This window comes from Prosthecobacter sp., from assembly GCF_029946185.1.
Lineage (GTDB): Bacteria > Verrucomicrobiota > Verrucomicrobiia > Verrucomicrobiales > Verrucomicrobiaceae > Prosthecobacter.
In genome coordinates this window covers 15,377-32,953 of record NZ_JAQSEA010000169.1, presented here as the reverse complement: position 1 = coordinate 32,953, position 17,577 = coordinate 15,377, and the positions used below count along the sequence as shown (strand labels likewise).

Annotated in this window: 14 protein-coding genes; 8 read left to right on the top strand and 6 right to left on the bottom strand. The window is 59.0% G+C overall.

Annotated features, from left to right (window positions below):
- From PSV43_RS14925 to PSV43_RS14895, 7 genes are all read left to right on the top strand, one after another.
- On the top strand, positions 1 to 1,603 hold a 1,603-nt coding region (locus tag PSV43_RS14925; RefSeq protein ID WP_300198800.1), incomplete at its 5' end, for an ATP-dependent DNA helicase RecQ.
- 28 nt (positions 1,604 to 1,631) lie between these two features.
- Complete coding sequence (locus PSV43_RS14920) at positions 1,632 to 2,405, top strand: prolyl oligopeptidase family serine peptidase (protein WP_300198797.1); 774 nt, start codon at positions 1,632 to 1,634, stop codon at positions 2,403 to 2,405.
- A gap of 121 nt (positions 2,406 to 2,526) precedes the next feature.
- Positions 2,527 to 3,090 (top strand): TIGR01244 family sulfur transferase, encoded by a 564-nt coding sequence (locus PSV43_RS14915; protein ID WP_300198794.1) that lies wholly within the window; start codon positions 2,527 to 2,529, stop codon positions 3,088 to 3,090.
- Between the two features lie 292 nt (positions 3,091 to 3,382).
- Positions 3,383 to 3,823 carry a nuclear transport factor 2 family protein gene (locus tag PSV43_RS14910; RefSeq protein ID WP_300198791.1) on the top strand — a complete coding sequence of 147 codons (441 nt, stop codon included), beginning with the start codon at positions 3,383 to 3,385 and terminating at the stop codon, positions 3,821 to 3,823.
- A gap of 145 nt (positions 3,824 to 3,968) precedes the next feature.
- A complete protein-coding gene (locus tag PSV43_RS14905; protein ID WP_300198788.1) occupies positions 3,969 to 5,960 on the top strand; it encodes a VCBS repeat-containing protein in 1,992 nt (663 codons plus the stop codon).
- Complete coding sequence (locus tag PSV43_RS14900) at positions 5,957 to 7,495, top strand: FAD-dependent oxidoreductase (RefSeq protein WP_300198786.1); 1,539 nt, start codon at positions 5,957 to 5,959, stop codon at positions 7,493 to 7,495. Before PSV43_RS14905 ends, PSV43_RS14900 begins: the two co-directional genes overlap by 4 nt.
- Before the next feature lie 11 nt (positions 7,496 to 7,506).
- Positions 7,507 to 8,808, top strand: a complete 1,302-nt coding sequence (locus PSV43_RS14895; RefSeq protein ID WP_300198783.1) for a sialidase family protein — start codon at positions 7,507 to 7,509, stop codon at positions 8,806 to 8,808.
- A 118-nt stretch (positions 8,809 to 8,926) separates the two neighbouring features.
- Here the strand turns inward: PSV43_RS14895 and PSV43_RS14890 are convergent, their stop codons facing one another.
- The 5 genes from PSV43_RS14890 to PSV43_RS14870 form a co-directional block, all read right to left on the bottom strand.
- A complete protein-coding gene (locus PSV43_RS14890) occupies positions 8,927 to 11,161 on the bottom strand; it encodes a hypothetical protein (protein ID WP_300198780.1) in 2,235 nt (744 codons plus the stop codon).
- A 45-nt stretch (positions 11,162 to 11,206) separates the two neighbouring features.
- Complete coding sequence (locus PSV43_RS14885) at positions 11,207 to 12,055, bottom strand: hypothetical protein (protein ID WP_300198777.1); 849 nt, start codon at positions 12,053 to 12,055, stop codon at positions 11,207 to 11,209.
- Between the two features lie 5 nt (positions 12,056 to 12,060).
- Positions 12,061 to 12,963, bottom strand: coding sequence for an alpha/beta fold hydrolase (locus PSV43_RS14880; protein ID WP_300198774.1), 903 nt, complete (start codon positions 12,961 to 12,963; stop codon positions 12,061 to 12,063).
- Between the two features lie 80 nt (positions 12,964 to 13,043).
- A complete protein-coding gene (locus tag PSV43_RS14875) occupies positions 13,044 to 13,796 on the bottom strand; it encodes a M14 family metallocarboxypeptidase (RefSeq protein WP_300198771.1) in 753 nt (250 codons plus the stop codon).
- Between the two features lie 49 nt (positions 13,797 to 13,845).
- A complete protein-coding gene (locus tag PSV43_RS14870; protein WP_300198768.1) occupies positions 13,846 to 15,267 on the bottom strand; it encodes a sulfatase in 1,422 nt (473 codons plus the stop codon).
- 426 nt (positions 15,268 to 15,693) lie between these two features.
- Between PSV43_RS14870 and PSV43_RS14865 the strand changes: the two genes are divergently transcribed.
- Entirely contained in the window at positions 15,694 to 16,671 is a 978-nt protein-coding gene (locus tag PSV43_RS14865) for a sugar phosphate isomerase/epimerase family protein (RefSeq protein ID WP_300198765.1), read from the top strand.
- Between the two features lie 26 nt (positions 16,672 to 16,697).
- On the opposite strand, the gene PSV43_RS14860 is transcribed toward PSV43_RS14865, so the two are convergent.
- Positions 16,698 to 17,555, bottom strand: coding sequence for an alpha/beta hydrolase (locus tag PSV43_RS14860; protein WP_300198762.1), 858 nt, complete (start codon positions 17,553 to 17,555; stop codon positions 16,698 to 16,700).
- Positions 17,556 to 17,577 lie beyond the last annotated feature (22 nt).

Below are 17,577 nucleotides of genomic sequence, written 5' to 3'. Positions count from 1 at the left end.
GTTTTTCCTGGCGAGCTTCAACCGGCCGAATCTGAGCTACACTGTGCTGCCAAAGGCCAAGGCGACGAGTCAGGTCTATGATTTTGTGAGGCAGCGACCGAATGAGTCGGGCATTGTGTATGTGCAGTCGCGCAAGAGTGCGGAGAGTTTGGCTGCTGCGCTGGCTGCGGAGGGTGTGAAGGCGGTGGCCTACCATGCGGGGCTGCAGCCGGAGGAGCGTGCGGCGAACCAAGAGGCGTTCATTCGTGATGAGGCGCATGTGGTGTGCGCCACGATCGCTTTTGGCATGGGGATCAACAAGCCGGATGTGCGCTATGTCATTCATGCTGATCTGCCGAAGAACATCGAGGGCTACTATCAAGAGACGGGGCGAGCCGGACGCGACAGTCTGCCGAGTGAGTGCGTGCTGCTTTACTCGCGCGGTGATCTGGTGCGGAACCTGAAGTTTCTCGATGAAATGACGGATGCGCAGGCGGCGGAGGTGGCCGCGCGGCAGATGCGTTTGATGGCGGATTTTGCCGAAGGCACTGAGTGCAGGCGTGTGGCGCTGCTGGATTACTTTGGCGAGCAGTGGCCGGGTGACAACTGCGGCGGGTGCGACATCTGCCTGCAGCCGCGCGAGCAGTGGGATGCGACCACGCAGGTGCAGAAGCTGCTGAGCTGCATCTTTCGCATCCGGCAGAAGAGCGGCTTTAGCACGGGGCTGAACCATGTGGTGGAAGTGCTGACGGGAGCGAACACGGAGAAGATCCGCAAGTGGTACCATGACCAGCTGAGCACCTATGGGATAGGCAAGGACATGCCGCGTGAGGAATGGGCGGTGCTGGGACGGCAGCTCATCCGCCTGGGCCATATCGACGCCACGGCTGATTCATTTCAAACGCTGGCTCTGTCCAAGAAGGGGCTGGCCACGCTGATGAACCGGACGCCGGTAATACTCGCGCGAGCGCCGGTGGCAGTGAAGGCTGGCACGAGCACTGGGAAGGTGGCCAAAGCGGGCAGCATCGCGTGTGACGAGGGGCTTTTCGAGGAGCTGCGTGTGCTGCGCAAGAAACTGGCGGACGAGCGCGGAGTGCCGCCCTATGTGGTGTTTGGCGATACGAGCCTGCGTCATATGTGTCGTGAGTATCCGCGCACTGAGCGGGACTTTCTTGCCATCCCTGGGGTGGGCAGCCAGAAGCTGGCCGACTACGGAGAGGCTTTCATGGGGGCGATCACACAGTGGCTTGAGGTGCATGAGGCGCAGAGATTTGCAGAGGAAGCTCCGCCGCCACCACCGCCGAAGATGAAGAGCGAGGGCGGACTCACGGGCACTGTGCTGGAGACGCTGCGTCTGCACCGACAGGAACACAGCGCGGAGAAGATCGCGGCGCTGCGAGGTCTGGTGATCGGCACCATTCACAGCCACCTTGCCCAAGGCATTCAGCAGGGCGAGGTGAAGGCAGATCCCCGCGACTACTACAGCGTGGAAGAGGAGGAAGAACTGCGCGCAGCAGCAGCCGAGCATGGAGTTGAAAGTCTTGGCAAACTCAAGGAGGCGCTGAGCAATCGCTACGAGTACCCGGTGCTGCATTATTTTCGGGCATTTGAAACGCGGAAATAAGTAGGGGAGATGATTCGATTCTATGATTATGAACCGCTGCTGCTTTCTCTTTGTTACTCTCGGCCTGACATGCTCTGCCATCGCTCAGGAGGTGCTGCCTAAAACCGCCGAGACTTTTGAGGTCGATGGGCACAAGGCCTTTCTCTATGCGGCACCCAAGCCCGCCGAGGGCAAGCCGTGGCTGTGGTATGCGCCGACTTTGAACGGCATCTCGCTGTTTGGCCGGAAGATGTACTCCGAGGCTTTCATGAAAGCGGGGATCAGCATTGCCGGGTATGATCTGGGCGAGGTGCGGGGCTCACCTGCGAGCACGGCGAAGTTCACGCTTTTTTATAATGAGATGGTGAAGCGTGGCTATTCGCCGAAGCCGATCCTGCTGGGGCAGAGCCGGGGCGGGATGATGACGCTGGCGTGGGCGTTTCGGAATCCGGAGAAAGTGCGTGCGTGGGTGGGCATCTATCCGGTGTGCAATCTGGCGAGCTGGCCGCTGAAGAATTCCAAGGCGCAGACGCTGGCTGATTTTGGCATGCCGGAGGCCGAACTCGTCGCGAAGCTGAGCGAGTTTAATCCCGTGGATAACCTGAAGGGATTGCTGGCAAACAAGGTGCCGATGTTCGCGGTGCATGGCGACTCGGATGTGGTGGTGCCTTATGAGCTGAATACGGGGCTGCTCAAAGAGCGGTATGCTGCGGGTGGTGGGCAGATCAGCGTGAAGGTCGTTACTGGTGAGGGGCACAAGGTGGGACCGTCGTTTTTTGAGTGCCGGGAGCTGGTGGACTTTGTGCTGGCAAATTCGAAGTAGCTAGGATCGGCAAAATCACCTGCTCTTAGGCAGATCTTGCCAGAAGAACCATCTTGAAATAGCGAGATGGATTGTGACACTGTCGAAGCTGTTCAGAATAACGGAATTCAACCTTCGACCCATGCACTATCTCAAGCTATTTGGTTTAACTGTCGTGTGCACCATGACCGTGGCCCTAGGCTACTTCTATCTGCAACGCAGGCATGAGGATAGCCTTCAACCGAAGCTCACAAGAATCACCGATCAAGTGTTCCTCACCTCGCAATTAAAGCCCGGCGACATGCGCTTTCTAAGGCAGCAGCAAATCCAAACAGTCATCGACATGCGGCCGGATGGCGAGGTTACCGACCAGCCTTCATCAGAAGAGATACAGCGGGCAGCCAAGGCAAGCGGAATGGAATTTCACTACATTCCCGTTCCTCACGATAAGATTCCGGATGAAGCGGTGGGTTCCTTGCAGTCGGTTTTGAGGGATATTGACAAGCCTGCGGTGTTGTATTGCCGGACGGGCCGTCGCGCGGTGCGTCTCTATGCACTGGCGAAAGCATCCCAAACCGATGGACCCCATGCGGATGAAATTCTTGGTCTCGCCCGGTCTGCTGGATTCGATGCAGAGGATCTCGCCGGCGAAATTGCTCAACGCATCGCCCATCGAGACAAACCTCAACCAGGACAGAGGCAATGACTGATCAAGCCCACATCCCTAACACGGAGCCGGAGCCAGACCACGGAGGGCAGTCTCAATCTGGAATCATTGTCTGTCGATGGATTGCGCGGGCTGCGGTGATCTCTTTGGGGATTGCTGTTGGCTGCGTGCTGGCAGTGATCATCGCATTATCTACGGGTTTGATTCAATTCACCTGCTAGCCCCCTGTGTCAGAGCCCCTGTACGTGAAGTATCCCGGTCATCCCATCGATAGGTATGGCGACATCTGGAATTTTATTGTTAAACAACTGACTACCCAAACACCTGCTCCATGAAAACACTGCTCACCTCCCTGATCTGCCTCGTCAGTTTCATCTCCTTTGCGGAAGACGCGCCCCTTGCTGCTGTGCAGGCGGCGGATGATGTGCGCGTGGCTGCGATGAAGTCGCCGGACCGGGACAAGCTCAGCGCGATTTTTTCTGATGAACTCCGCTACGCGCACTCCTCCGGCGTGGTGGACACCAAGGCATCGTTCATTGAGTCGCTGCTCAAGGGCAGCACGAAGTATCTGGCGGTCGATTATGTGGAGCGTCAGTTCACCTTCCCCGCACCCGACATCGCGCTGATGACTGGCAGTGCCAACTTGAAGATCGGCCTCGAAACGGGTCCTATCGAGCCTACGCTGGCTTTCCTTGCGGTGTGGCGTCTGGAGGGCGGACAATGGCGCTTTCTGGCCTGGCAGTCGTGCAAACTGGCACCGCCGACGAAGTAGCTTCGATTGGGCGTCGGGGCGGCATGTCAAAAATGCTCATGTGGGTTCAAGATTCGGCATCAACTCGATGCTGAAGGTGGATAAATGCTGCTGTGAATGCAGCGTTACGAGTAACCTACCGACTCGGTTGTCCGTCGAATCTGCCATGAAGCCACTTCTCCTGTTCCTCTTTTTTACCGCATTGTGCGGTGCCGAACCCCATCTGCCGTCGGGCACGAAGGCGCTGCCATCGGCAGCGGCCCATGGACGTGGGCCGCTGGCTTTGGTGAATCTGAATCATCATGTGCTGGGTCATGCACGGGTGTTTGCTGGGAAGGAGCCGGATTTGTTTGTGGCTGGTTATGGCGGGCCGCAGGCGGTGCATTTGTTTCGATGGGTGGACACTGCGGAAACGGGTGCGCCGGTGTTTGCGCAGCCGGTGGAAGTGAAGTGTGCGTTTAAGGACAAGGGCAGTGTGTTTCAGCGAAAGGATGGGATCATCACAGGTCTGTGGATCGACAAGGATGAGCTGGTGACGACGGAGCTTGACCGGGAGAAGCTGGAGTTTCGCGAGACGAAGAGGGAGAAGCTGCCGAAGGCGGTGAAATCGCCCTCCAGTCTTGGCGTGCTGGTGAATGATGACGGCGGTTACGATCTGGTGTTTGAAATGTCGAATGGTGGTCAAGGGGCTGAGGGAAGTCCGAACACGGAGGAGTGGCGGCCTTTCAACTCATCTGGCATTGCGGTGGGGGAGTTGCGGTATCGTTATCTCATGGGCGTCAGCGCCGATGGGGTCACGAAGCAGATCACGAAGACGAAGAATGAGGTCTATTTTTCCATGCACGGCATCACGGCGGTGAACTTGGGTGCAGGCCGTGAGCACGATCTGGTGACGGGATCGCGGCAGGGGAATCTGGTGTATTATCACAACAAGGCGGCGAGCGGTTTTGATCTGGAAACGAAGCGACTCATTGCGGGTGAGGATGGCAATGCGCTGCGGCATCCGAGCATCAATCCCAGTGTGTGTGCGTATGGGGGTGGAGTCATCGCCTGTGGTGAGGGATCGCTCTACTTCTATCGCTTCACGGGGAAGTTCACGAAGATGGGCGCACCTGTCTGCAAGGAGCCGGTTTCCGTGCTGCAGGAGCATGCGGATCTTTACGCGGGCACATTGCCCTCACCGACGACGGTGGATTGGGATGGTGATGGGGTGCTGGACATTCTTGCAGGTAATTCGGAGGGCTTTGTGCTGTTCTTTAGAAACATCGGCAGCAATGACGAGCCGAAGTTTTTGCCGGCAACACGTGTGCAGGCGGGTGGGCGTGAGATTCAGGTGCAGGCGGGGTATGCGGGTAGTTTGCAGGGGGTGCAGGAGGCGCGGTGGGGGTATCTCTCGCCGAATGTGATCGACTGGAATGGGGATGCTCTGCCGGATCTGATCACGGGTGACATCACGGGGAACTACCTGATTTATCTCAATCGCGGCACCCAGAGGGAGCCGAAGCTAGATCCTGCGCATCCGATTTATTGCGATGGCGTGGATCTCCATGGCATGTGGCGCTGCCGTCCGGCGCTGGCGAAGATCGGCGAGCGGGTGGCGCTGGCCATCGTGGATGGAGAAGACCAATTTCATCTCTACTGGCGCATTGATGACTACAATGTTGGAGATGGTGGCAAGCTCCTGCTGGATGACGGGGAACGTATTGGTGCAAGCGGCGGAGTGGGGGGCATGAGTGGACGCTGCAAGCTGGACTTCTTCGACTGGAATCAGGATGGGAAGCTGGATTTCGTCATCGGCACGGGTCGGGTGTGTTCGATTCCTGATCGTGAGACGGGTTATCCTATGGCGGCGCTGGGGCAGAATCCAGTGGTTGGGGGATTGATCGGAAGGCTGGTGGATTCTGCGCTGCCGACCAAGCTGAAGAAGACACTGGGAACGCCACTGGTGATGCTGAACACGGGAACGAATGCGAAGATGAAGTTTGCGAGGCCGCTGACGTTTCAGGATGATGAGGAGCAAGTCATCCAACCGGGTGGGGCGCATGAAACGGGTGCTGTGGGTACGATGCTGGGCGGCAACGGACCGAATCTGCTGATCTGCAATGAGGCCGGGCGGATGTTTCTGCTGCCGGGGAAAAAACTACAAACGAAGCCATGAGATACTTCTACTTTTTTAGCATACTGGTCGCCTCCGCTCTGCACGCGCAGGATGTCGTTGTCATTGGTGGCACGCCGGGTGGTATCGCCACCGCAGTGACCGCAGCTCGAATGGGGCATACGGTGACCTTGGTGGAATATCACAAGCGCATCGGCGGCATGAGCGCGAGCGGGCTCGGGGCGAGTGACATCGAGAACCGAGCGATGATTCAAGGATTTTTTCGTGAGTTCGTGGATCGCGTGAAGGCGCAATATATCGCGGCTTATGGAGCGGACTCGGAGAACGTGAAACTTTGCAAGGATGGGTACTGGTATGAGCCGCGGGTGGCGGAGCAGGTGTTTGAGGGCTTCATTGCGGAGCAGCCCAAGATCACGGTGCTGAAGCATCATCAACTCGTGAGCGCTGAGATGAAGGATGACCGGGTGGTGGCGGTGACGATCATGAACCGGTCCACGAATGTGGAGCAGAAACTGAGAGCGAAGGTGTTTGTGGATGCGACTTACGAAGGCGATTTGATTGCTGCGGCGGGTGCGGAATTCAGGCTGGGTCGTGAGTCGAGAGATGACTTTGGTGAACCCCACGCCGGGCACATTTACAACGTCCCCGGTGGTGAACGCATCGGCGGCACGGGGGCGGGAGACAAACGCATGCAGGCGTTCACCTTTCGGATTCCACTTTCATCGAACGTGGAGAATCAGGTGCCGCTCGTTGCAGCGCCTGCGGGATATGATCGTACGCGCTACGTCGGTTACTTCGATGATCTCAAAGGCGGCAGGTTTGGCAGCAACCTGACCACCATCGCCTTCACGGTGCGCAAGCTGCCGAATGACAAGGTGGAGCTGAACATGAAGCCCGTGCCGCTGGGGTTTGTCTTCGCCGAGGAAAACGCAGGCTACATCGAAGCCGCTTGGCCGGAGCGCGAACGCATCACGGCCAAGATTCGCGATCTCTCGCTGGGGCTGCTGTGGTTTCTGCAGCATGACAGCGAAGTGCCGGAGAATGCGCATGAGACGGCGCTCAAGTACCAGCCCTGCCGCGATGAGTTTCCGGAATACAACCACTTCCCCTTTCAGCTTTACGTCCGTGAAGGTCGCAGGCTCGTGGGCGAGTTCACGCTGAGTGAGCGCAACATCACCGAGCAGCATGGGCTGCCCTCCGAGCGGATGCATGAGGATGCCATCGCGGTGGGTGAGTTTCCCATCGACAGCTTTCCGATGCAGAAGCGCCAGCCCGGCGACACGGTGGTGCTGGAAGGTTATCTCGGCATGCTGAAGAAGATCACGCGGCCGTATCAGATTCCGTATCGCATCATGATCCCGAAGAAGATCGATGGGCTCATTGTTCCGGTGCCTGCCAGCACGACGCATGTGGCGTTTTCGAGCATTCGACTGGAGCCGACTTGGATGGCGCTGGGTCAGGCGGCGGGTGTGGCGGCGCATCTGGCGATTCTCAATGATACTCCGCTGCGCCGCGTGCTGATCGAACCTTTGCAGACACTTTTGCAGCAGCAGGGCCAGGTGATCCAGCCGCAGTGAATTCGTCCATCATGAATCGCCTCCTCATACTGTTCGCTGCCATCGCGCTGCCGCTTGCGGCTCAATTCAGGCCGCTGGCGCAAGATCATGTCGCGATCTGGACTTCGCCAGATCCGGCGCGCATCTATGGCTATACGCCGGGGATTTGCCGACTGCCCTCGGGAAGGATGGTTGTGACACATGAAGTTTCCTCTGCGGGAAAGGCGGTGACTCCCGAGAAGAAGCCGTTTCATGAGTCCCGTATCCTTACCAGTGATGATGGCGGCAAAACTTGGGTGCATCGGGCGAATTTCGATCTCAGTTTTGCGCGACCGTTTGTTGCGGGGAAGACGGTGTACATCCTTGGACGTGGCAAGCAGGTGGGCATCGTGCGTTCCGATGACGGCGGCGTGACGTGGAGTGAACGGAAGTTCCTCAATGACACGGGCATCTGGCACCAGTCCGCATGCAATGTTCTGTTTGCGAAGGGGAACGTGTATCTTGTGATGGAGAAGCATGCGCCCAAGCGAGGCATTCAGGGCTGGCAGGTGGCGGATCTCGCGCCGGTGCTGATGCGGGCGAGGGCGGATGCTGATCTGACGGACCGTGCGAACTGGACCTTTGCCAGTGAACTGGTGTTTGAGGACGCACCTGAAACGCAGATGCCAAATGCGTTTGGGCTGCCGTTTTATCCGGTGGATCGGAAGAAGGTGACTTTTCTGGTGCCGCCGAAGGGGCGTGGCATCGCGCCGCTTGGGTGGCTGGAGACGAATGTGGTGCAGTTTACGGATCCCGACCATGTGTGGTGCGATCCTGAAGGGAAAACTTTTCACCTGTGGATGCGCGCGCATACGGGCATGACGAACTATGCGGCCATCGCGCAAGTGAAGGAGAATGAGGATGGCAGCATGACGACGTCGGTGGTGAAGACGCCGGCTGGCACGCCGATGCTGTATGCCCCCTGCCCTGGCGGGCAGATGCGTTTTCATGTGGAGTGGGATGTGAAGACAAAACTCTACTGGCTGCTTAGCTCGCAATCGACTGACTCGATGACGCGGCCGGAGCGTCTGCCGCCGGAGCGGTGGGGGCTGCCGGACAATGAGAGGCAGCGTCTGGTGCTGCATTTTTCGAAGAACATGATCGACTGGTGCTTTGCGGGTCTGGTGTGCCAGGGGGAGACGCCGAAAGAGTCGCGGCATTATGCGGCGATGTGCATTGATGGTGAGGATCTTTGCATTGTGAGCCGGAGTGGTAATGAGCATGCGCATTCAGCGCATAATGGGAATTTGATCACGTTCCACCGGGTGCAGAACTTCCGCAGACTGATTTATTAGATCTCTTCGAAGGTTCAAAAAGCAGCCTTGTTGCTGAGCAACAAGGACTTTCCTGTTCCGCATGAACAGGGCTACCTTATGAAGGCTGTGACACCTGTTTCAGTGGTTTTGGATCTGCTTAGGCGGCGTTGCCTTGCGATGGAGGCGGCAGCTTGGACATGGGCGGACGCGCCACACCTGTGGGCGGCTTCATCATGGGTGGAGCGGGCGGTTTAGCGATGGGTTTTGAAATGGGTGCGGAAGGCGGCCTGGCGAGCGGTTTGATGGCGCCCGTGTATGCAGGTGGGGGTGGGGGCTTCGCACCTGGCACTGCGGAGAGCCCAGCATTTGGGATCACCGGTGGTTTGGCCATGGGTGGAGCCGGGGGCCGGATGATCGATGAGAGCACGGAAGACTGATGCGGGCCGGGAGGTGCCTGTTTTGGTGCCTGAACCTTTTGAATCATGTCCCAGAGTTTGAGTTCACGCAGAAGGGGGTGTGCGCGCAAGGCGGCGAGCACGTTGTCTTTCGTCGCAGGTGGTTCGGTGGCGAACTGATCGTAGGAGCCTTCGCGCTGGGCGGCGAGGATGCGTGCGAGCGCAGCCAAGATGGCGGCCTCGGCTGCGGGAATGTGATGGAAGGTGTTTTTCGCTTTGAAGGCGTTGAGCAGCTCCATGGTGAGCTGGCCGGAAACAGGAGCGATGTCATTGCGGAGCAGCAGGGTATCGCCACAGGCTTCCTTGATGCGCTCCAGCACGGCAATGAAACTGCCACGCATGGAGTCGCTGGTGACGATGCGCACCTTGCCTCCGCCCCATTCGAACCAGCGGTCGGAGCCGTCGAAGTTGTCGTAGGTTTTATGGATGTCGCCTTCACTGATCGTAACCGGAGGGGCAACCATGAGATCGATGAGATCGCGTGCGCGTTCGCCAAGATCGATGGCGCTGGGTGAAGAGGTGTCGGCCTTGGCGGCTGAGATGGCCTGCTGGAGCAGCGCATCCACTTTCTGCGCCAGGCTTGTCTTGGAGCCTGAGAGTGCCGCAGGAGGTGGCAGGGGCCGCGGCGGTGCTGGTGTCGGCATTGGTATGGCCGCGAGCACCGGGAAATCATTCTCTTCATCCACCACCGAAACGGCCACCGGGGTTATTGCGGCAGGGACTGGCTGCGCTGCGACGGCGGCGACGATTTCGGGTGGCAGCGCCGAGGTGGTGGTGCGCATGGCATAGGCCTCTGCGGCAGCGGCCAGGAGATGGCGTGGGAAGATTGCGCCGCCGGTGGTGAGCCGGGCCACGTCTTCATCCAACAGCGGATGAATGGCTGAGGTGATGCCGTCGTTCTGACGCAGCGCGATGAGTGCGGGGGTTTCGAGCCGGCAGTTGAGAAGGAGGCGCTTTTGCTCGTTGGCGATTGGGAGCATGTCGATGACGGGCAGACGGAAGCCGAGGGGTGCATTTGAGTCCGGCACACCGACACGGCCACGCAACGCCTGCGAGAGGGCAGCGTCCCATGCGGCGAAACGTTCCACCACGAGACCGATGAGCACGACCCAGTTTTCACTTTGATCGATGAGTGCAAAGAGCAGGCGCTGCATCTCATCAAACTGAGGCTGGGTGACCACGAGGTCGAGCTGGTCGAGCACCAGGACCACGGGTGAGCCGACCTGTGAGGCCAGCTTGCCAAAAAGCTGAATGACGCCGCCCATTTCCGCACGAGCCAGAGGTTCTGGGACACCGAGGAACTTCAGCTCATTCTCCGTGAGGTAGGCGGCACCTGAAAGCCACTGCGCGGCGAGGTGCTCTTTGTCGTCACGCAAGACATTGAGGAGGCAGCGCAACACGCTGCGCGGAACCATGGGGTGCTCGGCTTCGAGAAGCTGGATGGCGTGATGGATCAGGTCCTTGCGGGTCTCAAGTCTGATTCCCGCCCAGGCTTCGTGCAGTTGAGGAAAGGTGAAATTCTGCTCCACCACCGGTTTGAGCAGGGCATAGGCGAGCAGGCGCAACTGACTGTAGGGAGCCTCCCTGCCCTCCTTGCTGCGGGCGGGATGGCGCATGCTGCCGACGACGCGTGTGAGGATGAAATTTTCCAAGGCCTCCGGCTGCAGCGGCGGATTCGGTGCGTAGGCATAAAAAATACTGTCCGCACACTCACGCCGAAGCCGCGAGAAGAGATGGGATTTGCCCGAACCGCCAGCGCCCCGTACAAAACGCACCTGGCTGCGGTGCTGGGCACGCACCTGATCTACCGCGATGCGCAACGTGCCAGACTGAACGGAGTGAATGTAAGGAACGTCGAGAAAGGCGGCTGCATTCCACAGTTCATTTTCGCCCACGCTTGTGGAGATGAAGGGATTCAGGTCAGCGTAGGAGGGCATGGTCTAGGAATCAGTTCAGTATTCGCGAGTGTGTGAGGAGCGGGATCAAGAAATCCAGCACCAAGAGTAACCGGGTGGGCCGAGAGCCATGGGAACAAGCAGGGCACGATCGTGATCCGGGAGGTCTTGGGGCCTTTCACAAGGTTCTAACAGGAGATGCCCATTGTTGTAAAGAGTCTCAATCAAACTTCGTAAAACCTGACTATCCGCGACTCCTCCGTGTTCTGCCGCCCATGCCTTATAACGGGTGAAGGTCTGGGGAATGGGGATCATCACCGTGGAGGAGCGGAGGCGGTCGAGATCATACCAGGCGCGCAGGTCTGCTTCGGTAGGCAGGCTGATGGAGTCTAATGGCGGCGGGGCCGCGTCCAGCCATGCGATCAGATCCTCCAAGGTTGCAGGCGGGGTGCGGACGCTGTTTATGGCGTGGAGGACCTTTTGAAGGGAACGCTTTAGCGTGGCATCCAGCAGATCGGAAGGCTGTGGCTTGCGGGCATAGACGAGCCGTTTGCCACCCGGCAGCACAAATGCAGCGCCGGTGGCGACGAGCTGAGCGAGGGCGGTCTCAAAGAGAGGCTGGAGGCCCAACGGCAGCTTTGCTTTCAACTTCACGGCTTGCTGCTCCTTTTTGGCAGGGTGCACCCAGAACTTTACGAAAGCGGCGGCGGCGGCTTCGGGGCTGTGGGGTGTGAAGAGAGGCAGGGGCTTGCTGCGGGTGCCTGCGACAATGCGGTTCAGTGCGCCCGCTGCTGCCAGTGCTTCCAATGCTGCGGCCACGGCTTTGGGGGTGGCGGTGCGCCCCACCGAGGGCTTGACGAGCTTGGTGACCTCCGCTGCCTTCAGCGGGAGTTCGCTGCGGCTTAGGGCATCCTGGATGGCATGTTCGAGAGTCATGGTGGTCAGCGGCGGATGGCTTCTACCTGGCGGTCCAGCCAGTGCGTCACATCGTGCACGACTTCCTCGCGCTGGACGTCATGCAGCAGGAGATGGTAGGAACGGGTGTACCAGAGCAGTTTTTTGTCCTTGCTGCGGATTTCGGCGAACAGGGCGTGGATCTGATCGGCTGAAGACAGCACATCATTCGGCGATGCGACGAAGAGCACCGGCATTTGCAAACGATGAGCTGACTCGGCATTCGCATCGAGCATGCCGCCGATGGTTGAGAGCAGGCGCAGCGAGAAGGCGCTGACGTGGTGTGGAGTGACCGCCATCTGACCGCCATGCGTAGATTTTGCCGTGACTTTGATCTTGGATTCATCCACTCCCGCCAGATCGCCGAGCGTGTAGCGTGAGCGTGGGGAGAGCTTGGCGGCGGTTTCGAGCAGGAAACGTTTGAAGCCACTCAGGGCGACGCGCAGCCCGGCTACGGGTGAGGCGAGAATGATGCCGTCGGGATCAGACCGGTTCCCGAGCAAATCGGCTGCTGTGTGCAGGGAGATGAGGCTGCCAAGGCTCTCTCCGTACCAAAAGACCGGTGACTTGGGATGACTGCGCTTCACCAGCGCGTGGAAGGTTGCCAGATCGCGCTGCCAGGCGGTGGCCTTTATAATATCGCCGCGCTCGGCCGCCACGGGATCGTTCCCCTGCCCGCGCAGATCGTAGGCATAGACGGTGTAACCGTGCGGAGGGAGTTGTTCGCCCAGATACCAGAAGTCGGACTTCGCGCCGCTCAGGCCATGCACCGCGATGACCACGCCGCGTGGAGTCACGCCGGCAGGCACCGGCCACACTTTGCATGGCATGGTTTTGCCATCGTAGCTCACCCAGTCTTCGGCACGCAACTCAGCAGGGCCTGCGGTCATTTTTTTCACTGAGGCGCAGCTGGATAAGGCGGCGAAAACTGAGAACATAAGCAAGCGATGGATGAGTGAGGTGTACATCGTTAAACAAGAACGGCCAATGCCGACTCCACGAATTTCACCTGCACCTGCACCCGCTTGTCGAGATCAAACTCCGAAGGCGATTCAAAGGTCAGTGTCAGGGGACAGCCGCGCACATGCAGCTCAATAGCTTCAGGCATGCCAGGCAGGTGCGTAGGCAATGTGCGGCGGCGGATCACGCCACGGTTGGCGCGCTGGCCTTCAATGTTTTTTCGCGGATCAGGCGCGATCACGCTGGCACAGCGTTCGATGATTTCATGACCCACCGTTTGGCGTGAGTGATTGAGCTCATAGAGGTAGGCACCCTGCGCGTCGTAGTCCTCGTGCAGGCAGAGGCCAAAGCGCATGGCCCGCCCGGTGATCCACTGCTGCCATGGCCCGCAGATTTCATCTGCCGAGTCGTGAAAACGGCGATTGATGTCGAAGCCGCGATGATCGGCGCGAGTATTCAGCAAGAGGCCGACCGGATTGAGGCAGGGGGCAATCAGGAATGACCCGCGTTTAATCTCGTTCACGTGCTTTTCCGCCCAGATGAGCAGGCCCCAGGCTGAGCCGGCCTCATCGCCATGCACTCCGGTGGAAAGATAGGCCGCGGGGTCTCCCGCCTGTGCGGCTGGCGATTCAAGCACGATCACTGGCAGGTCCCCAGCCTTGCACAAGGTCTTGACCCGGCAGCCAGCGGTACGTGCGAGCAGGCGCCAGCGCTGGATGAGGTGCCGTGCATCATGCGCACGATGGTGGGGGAGCAGCTTCACGTCTTTGAGGATGGCGGGGGCTGCTCATTCGTCATTCTGAATTCGTTGCTCATTCCTTTTTCTTCTTTCCCTTGCCCTGCTTCGCCGGTGGTGCCGCTTTTGTGCGGCCTTCATTTCGTGCCACCTCCTCCGGCTCTGGAATGCGCCCCTGATCGTTCGTCCGCTCGATCCATGAGTTTAGGACTGAACTCAGCCGCTCGCGTGCGGCGCGGTGCTCAGGCAGGTTCGACTTTGCGAGGTTGTTGATCTCGAAGGGGTCCGTCTGCAAATCGTACAATTCCACCTCGGGCATCGTCGGCGCTGCCAGCAGGGCTTGTGCGGGCGTCAGCTTGTCCTGCGCGGCGAGTTCTTTGATCAGATTCCACACGGGATACTGCTTCTCCTTGTAGGCGTTGTGCTGGAGGAAGGGCCGGTCGGGCGTGAAGTTCCGAATGTAGCGATAGCGCGCATCCGCCACGGTGCGAAAGCGAAACACCGTCATGTCGCAGCGGTCACGCGCACCGAAGACGTACTCGCGTGGTGGCTCTGCATTCGCTCCCATGAACACCTGCCCCTGCATGCCCTTCGGTTTTGCAATGCCGGCCCATGCGAGGGACGTGGCGGTGAGATCGATCGACATCAGCAGACGCTCGCTGACTTTACCGGCTTCATAACCAGCGGGGGTGGGAATGCCGGAGGGCCAGCTCATGATGAACGGCGTGATCAACCCTTCTTCGTAGCAGAACTGCTTGGCGCGCACATGTGCGGCACCGTGATCGCCGAGGAAGCAGATGACGGTATTTTCCATCAGGCCGTCGCGTTGGAGCAGTTCCATGACCTTACCGATCTTCCGGTCCAGGTCCGTCGCGGCATCGAGATACTCCGCCCAGTCCTTGCGCGTCACTTCATGGTCAGGGTAGTAGGGCGGTATTTCCACCTTGGCGGGGTCAGCATAGGGTGGAGCGTGGAAGGTGCGATGCGTTTCCGAGAAATTGAGCTGCGCATAAAAGGGCTGGTGCTGTTTCAAGTCATCCCAATTGGATGAATCAAACGGCTTGGCAGGCACCTCGAAGTTCCAGTCGGTCTTGCCGGTGCCTTTGAACCCCGCCTCCTTGGGCATTTCTTTCAAATTTGCCGTGAAGTAACCCGCCTCGCGCATGCGCTCGCTGATCAACTTCACCCCTTCAGGCAAAGTATAGCCATCATCACGATGCGAGCGGTGATTGTGTGCGCCAATTGTCGTTTGATACATTCCGGTGTTGAATGCTGAGCGGCTGGCCGAGCAGACGGGTGCGGTGGTGTAATAGCGTGTGAACCGCATTCCCTTGGCTGAGAGAGCATCCAGCACTGGAGAGGAAACTTCCTTGGCGCCGTAACAGCCTAGATCCAGACCAAAATCCTCGGCAATGAGCCAGAGAATGTTTGGCCGTTTATCTTCGGCGTGAAGAGTGACGGAAAAGATAAAGCAGAGAAAAGCGAGAAGTCGGAACATGTGTGGAGCATGGCAAAAAATGCCGTGCGCATGCAAGCAAACTTTTCCGGCTGCCTCCTGCCTGCACAGCAAGAATGGCGCTCGGTTAAGGGCATCCATCATGGATCTTGGAAGCCTACGGACGCTGGGCGGCGGCGGCGGAGCGTCGAGGACGCTGCTGGCGGACGCGGTTTGTGCAGAAGGCCCTGGGTTTGCTGCCCGGAGGGCTGGCGCGGTCACCCAGGGCTTGCTCGTTCCTCGCCGCGCCCTGGGCTGAGTCCGCCGCACCTTTGGTGCGGAGAGCCTGGCGGCAATGCGGACGAAACATGGGCTTAACCGAGTGCCATTCCTGCCCAGCAAATAGTTAGCAACTCTCAATGCCTTGCGATGTGGCAATGCGTACACGCATGGCAACATGTGATGCAGCAGCAGCGTTTGGCTTAACTGATGAAACCAACCGCCCGCTCTTCCTCCCGCCGTCAATTCCTCGCCAGTACAGGCGCCGCCTCGCTGTCGCTCTTTTCATCTGCGAAGGCGGCTGCGTTCAAGACGGTGATCAAAAAGGCCAAGATCATCGGGAAACCGGAGGAGAAGGCGCTGCGCGAGCTCAAGGAAGCGGGGTTCGATGGCGTGGAGGTTTCACATCTTTTCGATGATGAAACGGAGGCCAAAAAGGCGCGCGAACTCGTCGAGAGCATCGGTTTGAAAGTCCACTCGGTGCTGCGTGGCTGGGCGGAGTTCAACAGCGATGATCCGGGACGGGTGGCGGCGAGCTATGCCGTGACGGAGCAGGCGCTGCGCACCGCGAACTGGCTGGGTGCAGAAACGATCCTGCTGGTGCCCTGCCGAGTGGGCGGACCGACGGTGAAGATGCCGGAACCGTGGGAGTTTGACATCGAGTTCGATGAAAAAACGGGACACGTCAGCCGCGTGGTGAAGGGCGACAACACGCCGTTTGAGCGCTACATGGCACTGCAAAACAAATCAACGGACGGATCGAAAGAGCAGGTGACCAAGTTGATCCCACTGGCGGAGAAGCTGAATGTCATCATCGGACTGGAAAACGTCTGGAACAATCTGTGGGTGCGCCCCGACCTGCACAAGAACTTTGTCGCGTCCTTCAATCATCCGTTTGTGAAGGCCTACTATGACGTGGGCAACCACGTGAAGTACCTTGTGCCGGTGCATGACTGGATTCACACGCTGGGTGGACTCATCCAGAAGATTCACATCAAGGACTACGCGCTCGCGCCGGACAACCACAGCGGCAAGTTTGTGCATCCGCGTGACGGCAGCATCGACTGGCCGAAGATGCGCCAGGCGCTGGATGATGTGGGTTACAACGGCTGGATCACGGTGGAAGACAACGGCCTGCCGCTGCCTGAGTTCAACGACCGGCTGAACAAGATCATTGAAGGCGTCTAAGCTTCAGCGCATGGATGATGCGCGCCTCAGGGTTTTAGAATCTGGCCGATGAACTTGGTCAGCGCCTGCGTCGCGGGATCATCGGGAAGCCCGAGGTCGTTGTTGAGCTTCGAATGATCGGTGCTTTTGGCAGCAAAGGCCGTGGCAGGAACATCTGCCGATTTGAGCAGGCTGCTCAAACGAACGGCCTGAGCGGAATTGTCCGGCTGCGCGGCGACGTGGAAAATCAAGAACGGCGGGATGTTCTTGCCCTTGGCCACATGCGTCACGGCGGAGAAGTCTTTGTGCTTCGCGGGATCGTTGCCGAATTTTTCGCGGTGGCCGTTCTTGGGCGGCTCCTGCCCGTGCACGCGCCGCCGTGTCTCTGCTGTTTCGATGATGGCAGGGACATCGTAGGTGTCGCCATCGACAGGAACGCAGCCGATGAGGCAGTCGAAGGCCGCGCCTTCGGCCTTCAGGTAGCGGTCGTCGGTGCAGAGGAGGGCGGCGAGTTGTGCTCCGGCCGAGTGGCCGCCCACGAGCACGCGCTTGGGATCGCCGCCGTATTCGGCAATGTGTTTTTCCACCCATCCGAAGGCTTTGGCGACATCACGGGTGAGTGTGCCCATGTCCACTTCGGGCAGCAGGCGGTAATTGGTGGAGACGAAGACAAAACCTTTGTCCATGAACCACTGCGGCTTGAGTTTTACATCCGTCTTGTCGCCCTGAGTCCAGCCGCCGCCGTGGATCCAGAACACGACAGGGAGATTTTTGGCATTGGGTGGCGAGTAGATGTCGAGCACGTGACGTGCATGGCCGTTTTCGACGTAGGGGATGCCGGACTTCACGTTCTGGGCGAACGCGGTGGCGGCACAAGCGAGAGTGGCGAGGAGAATGAGTTTCATGGTTGGTGATCCATACGCCGCC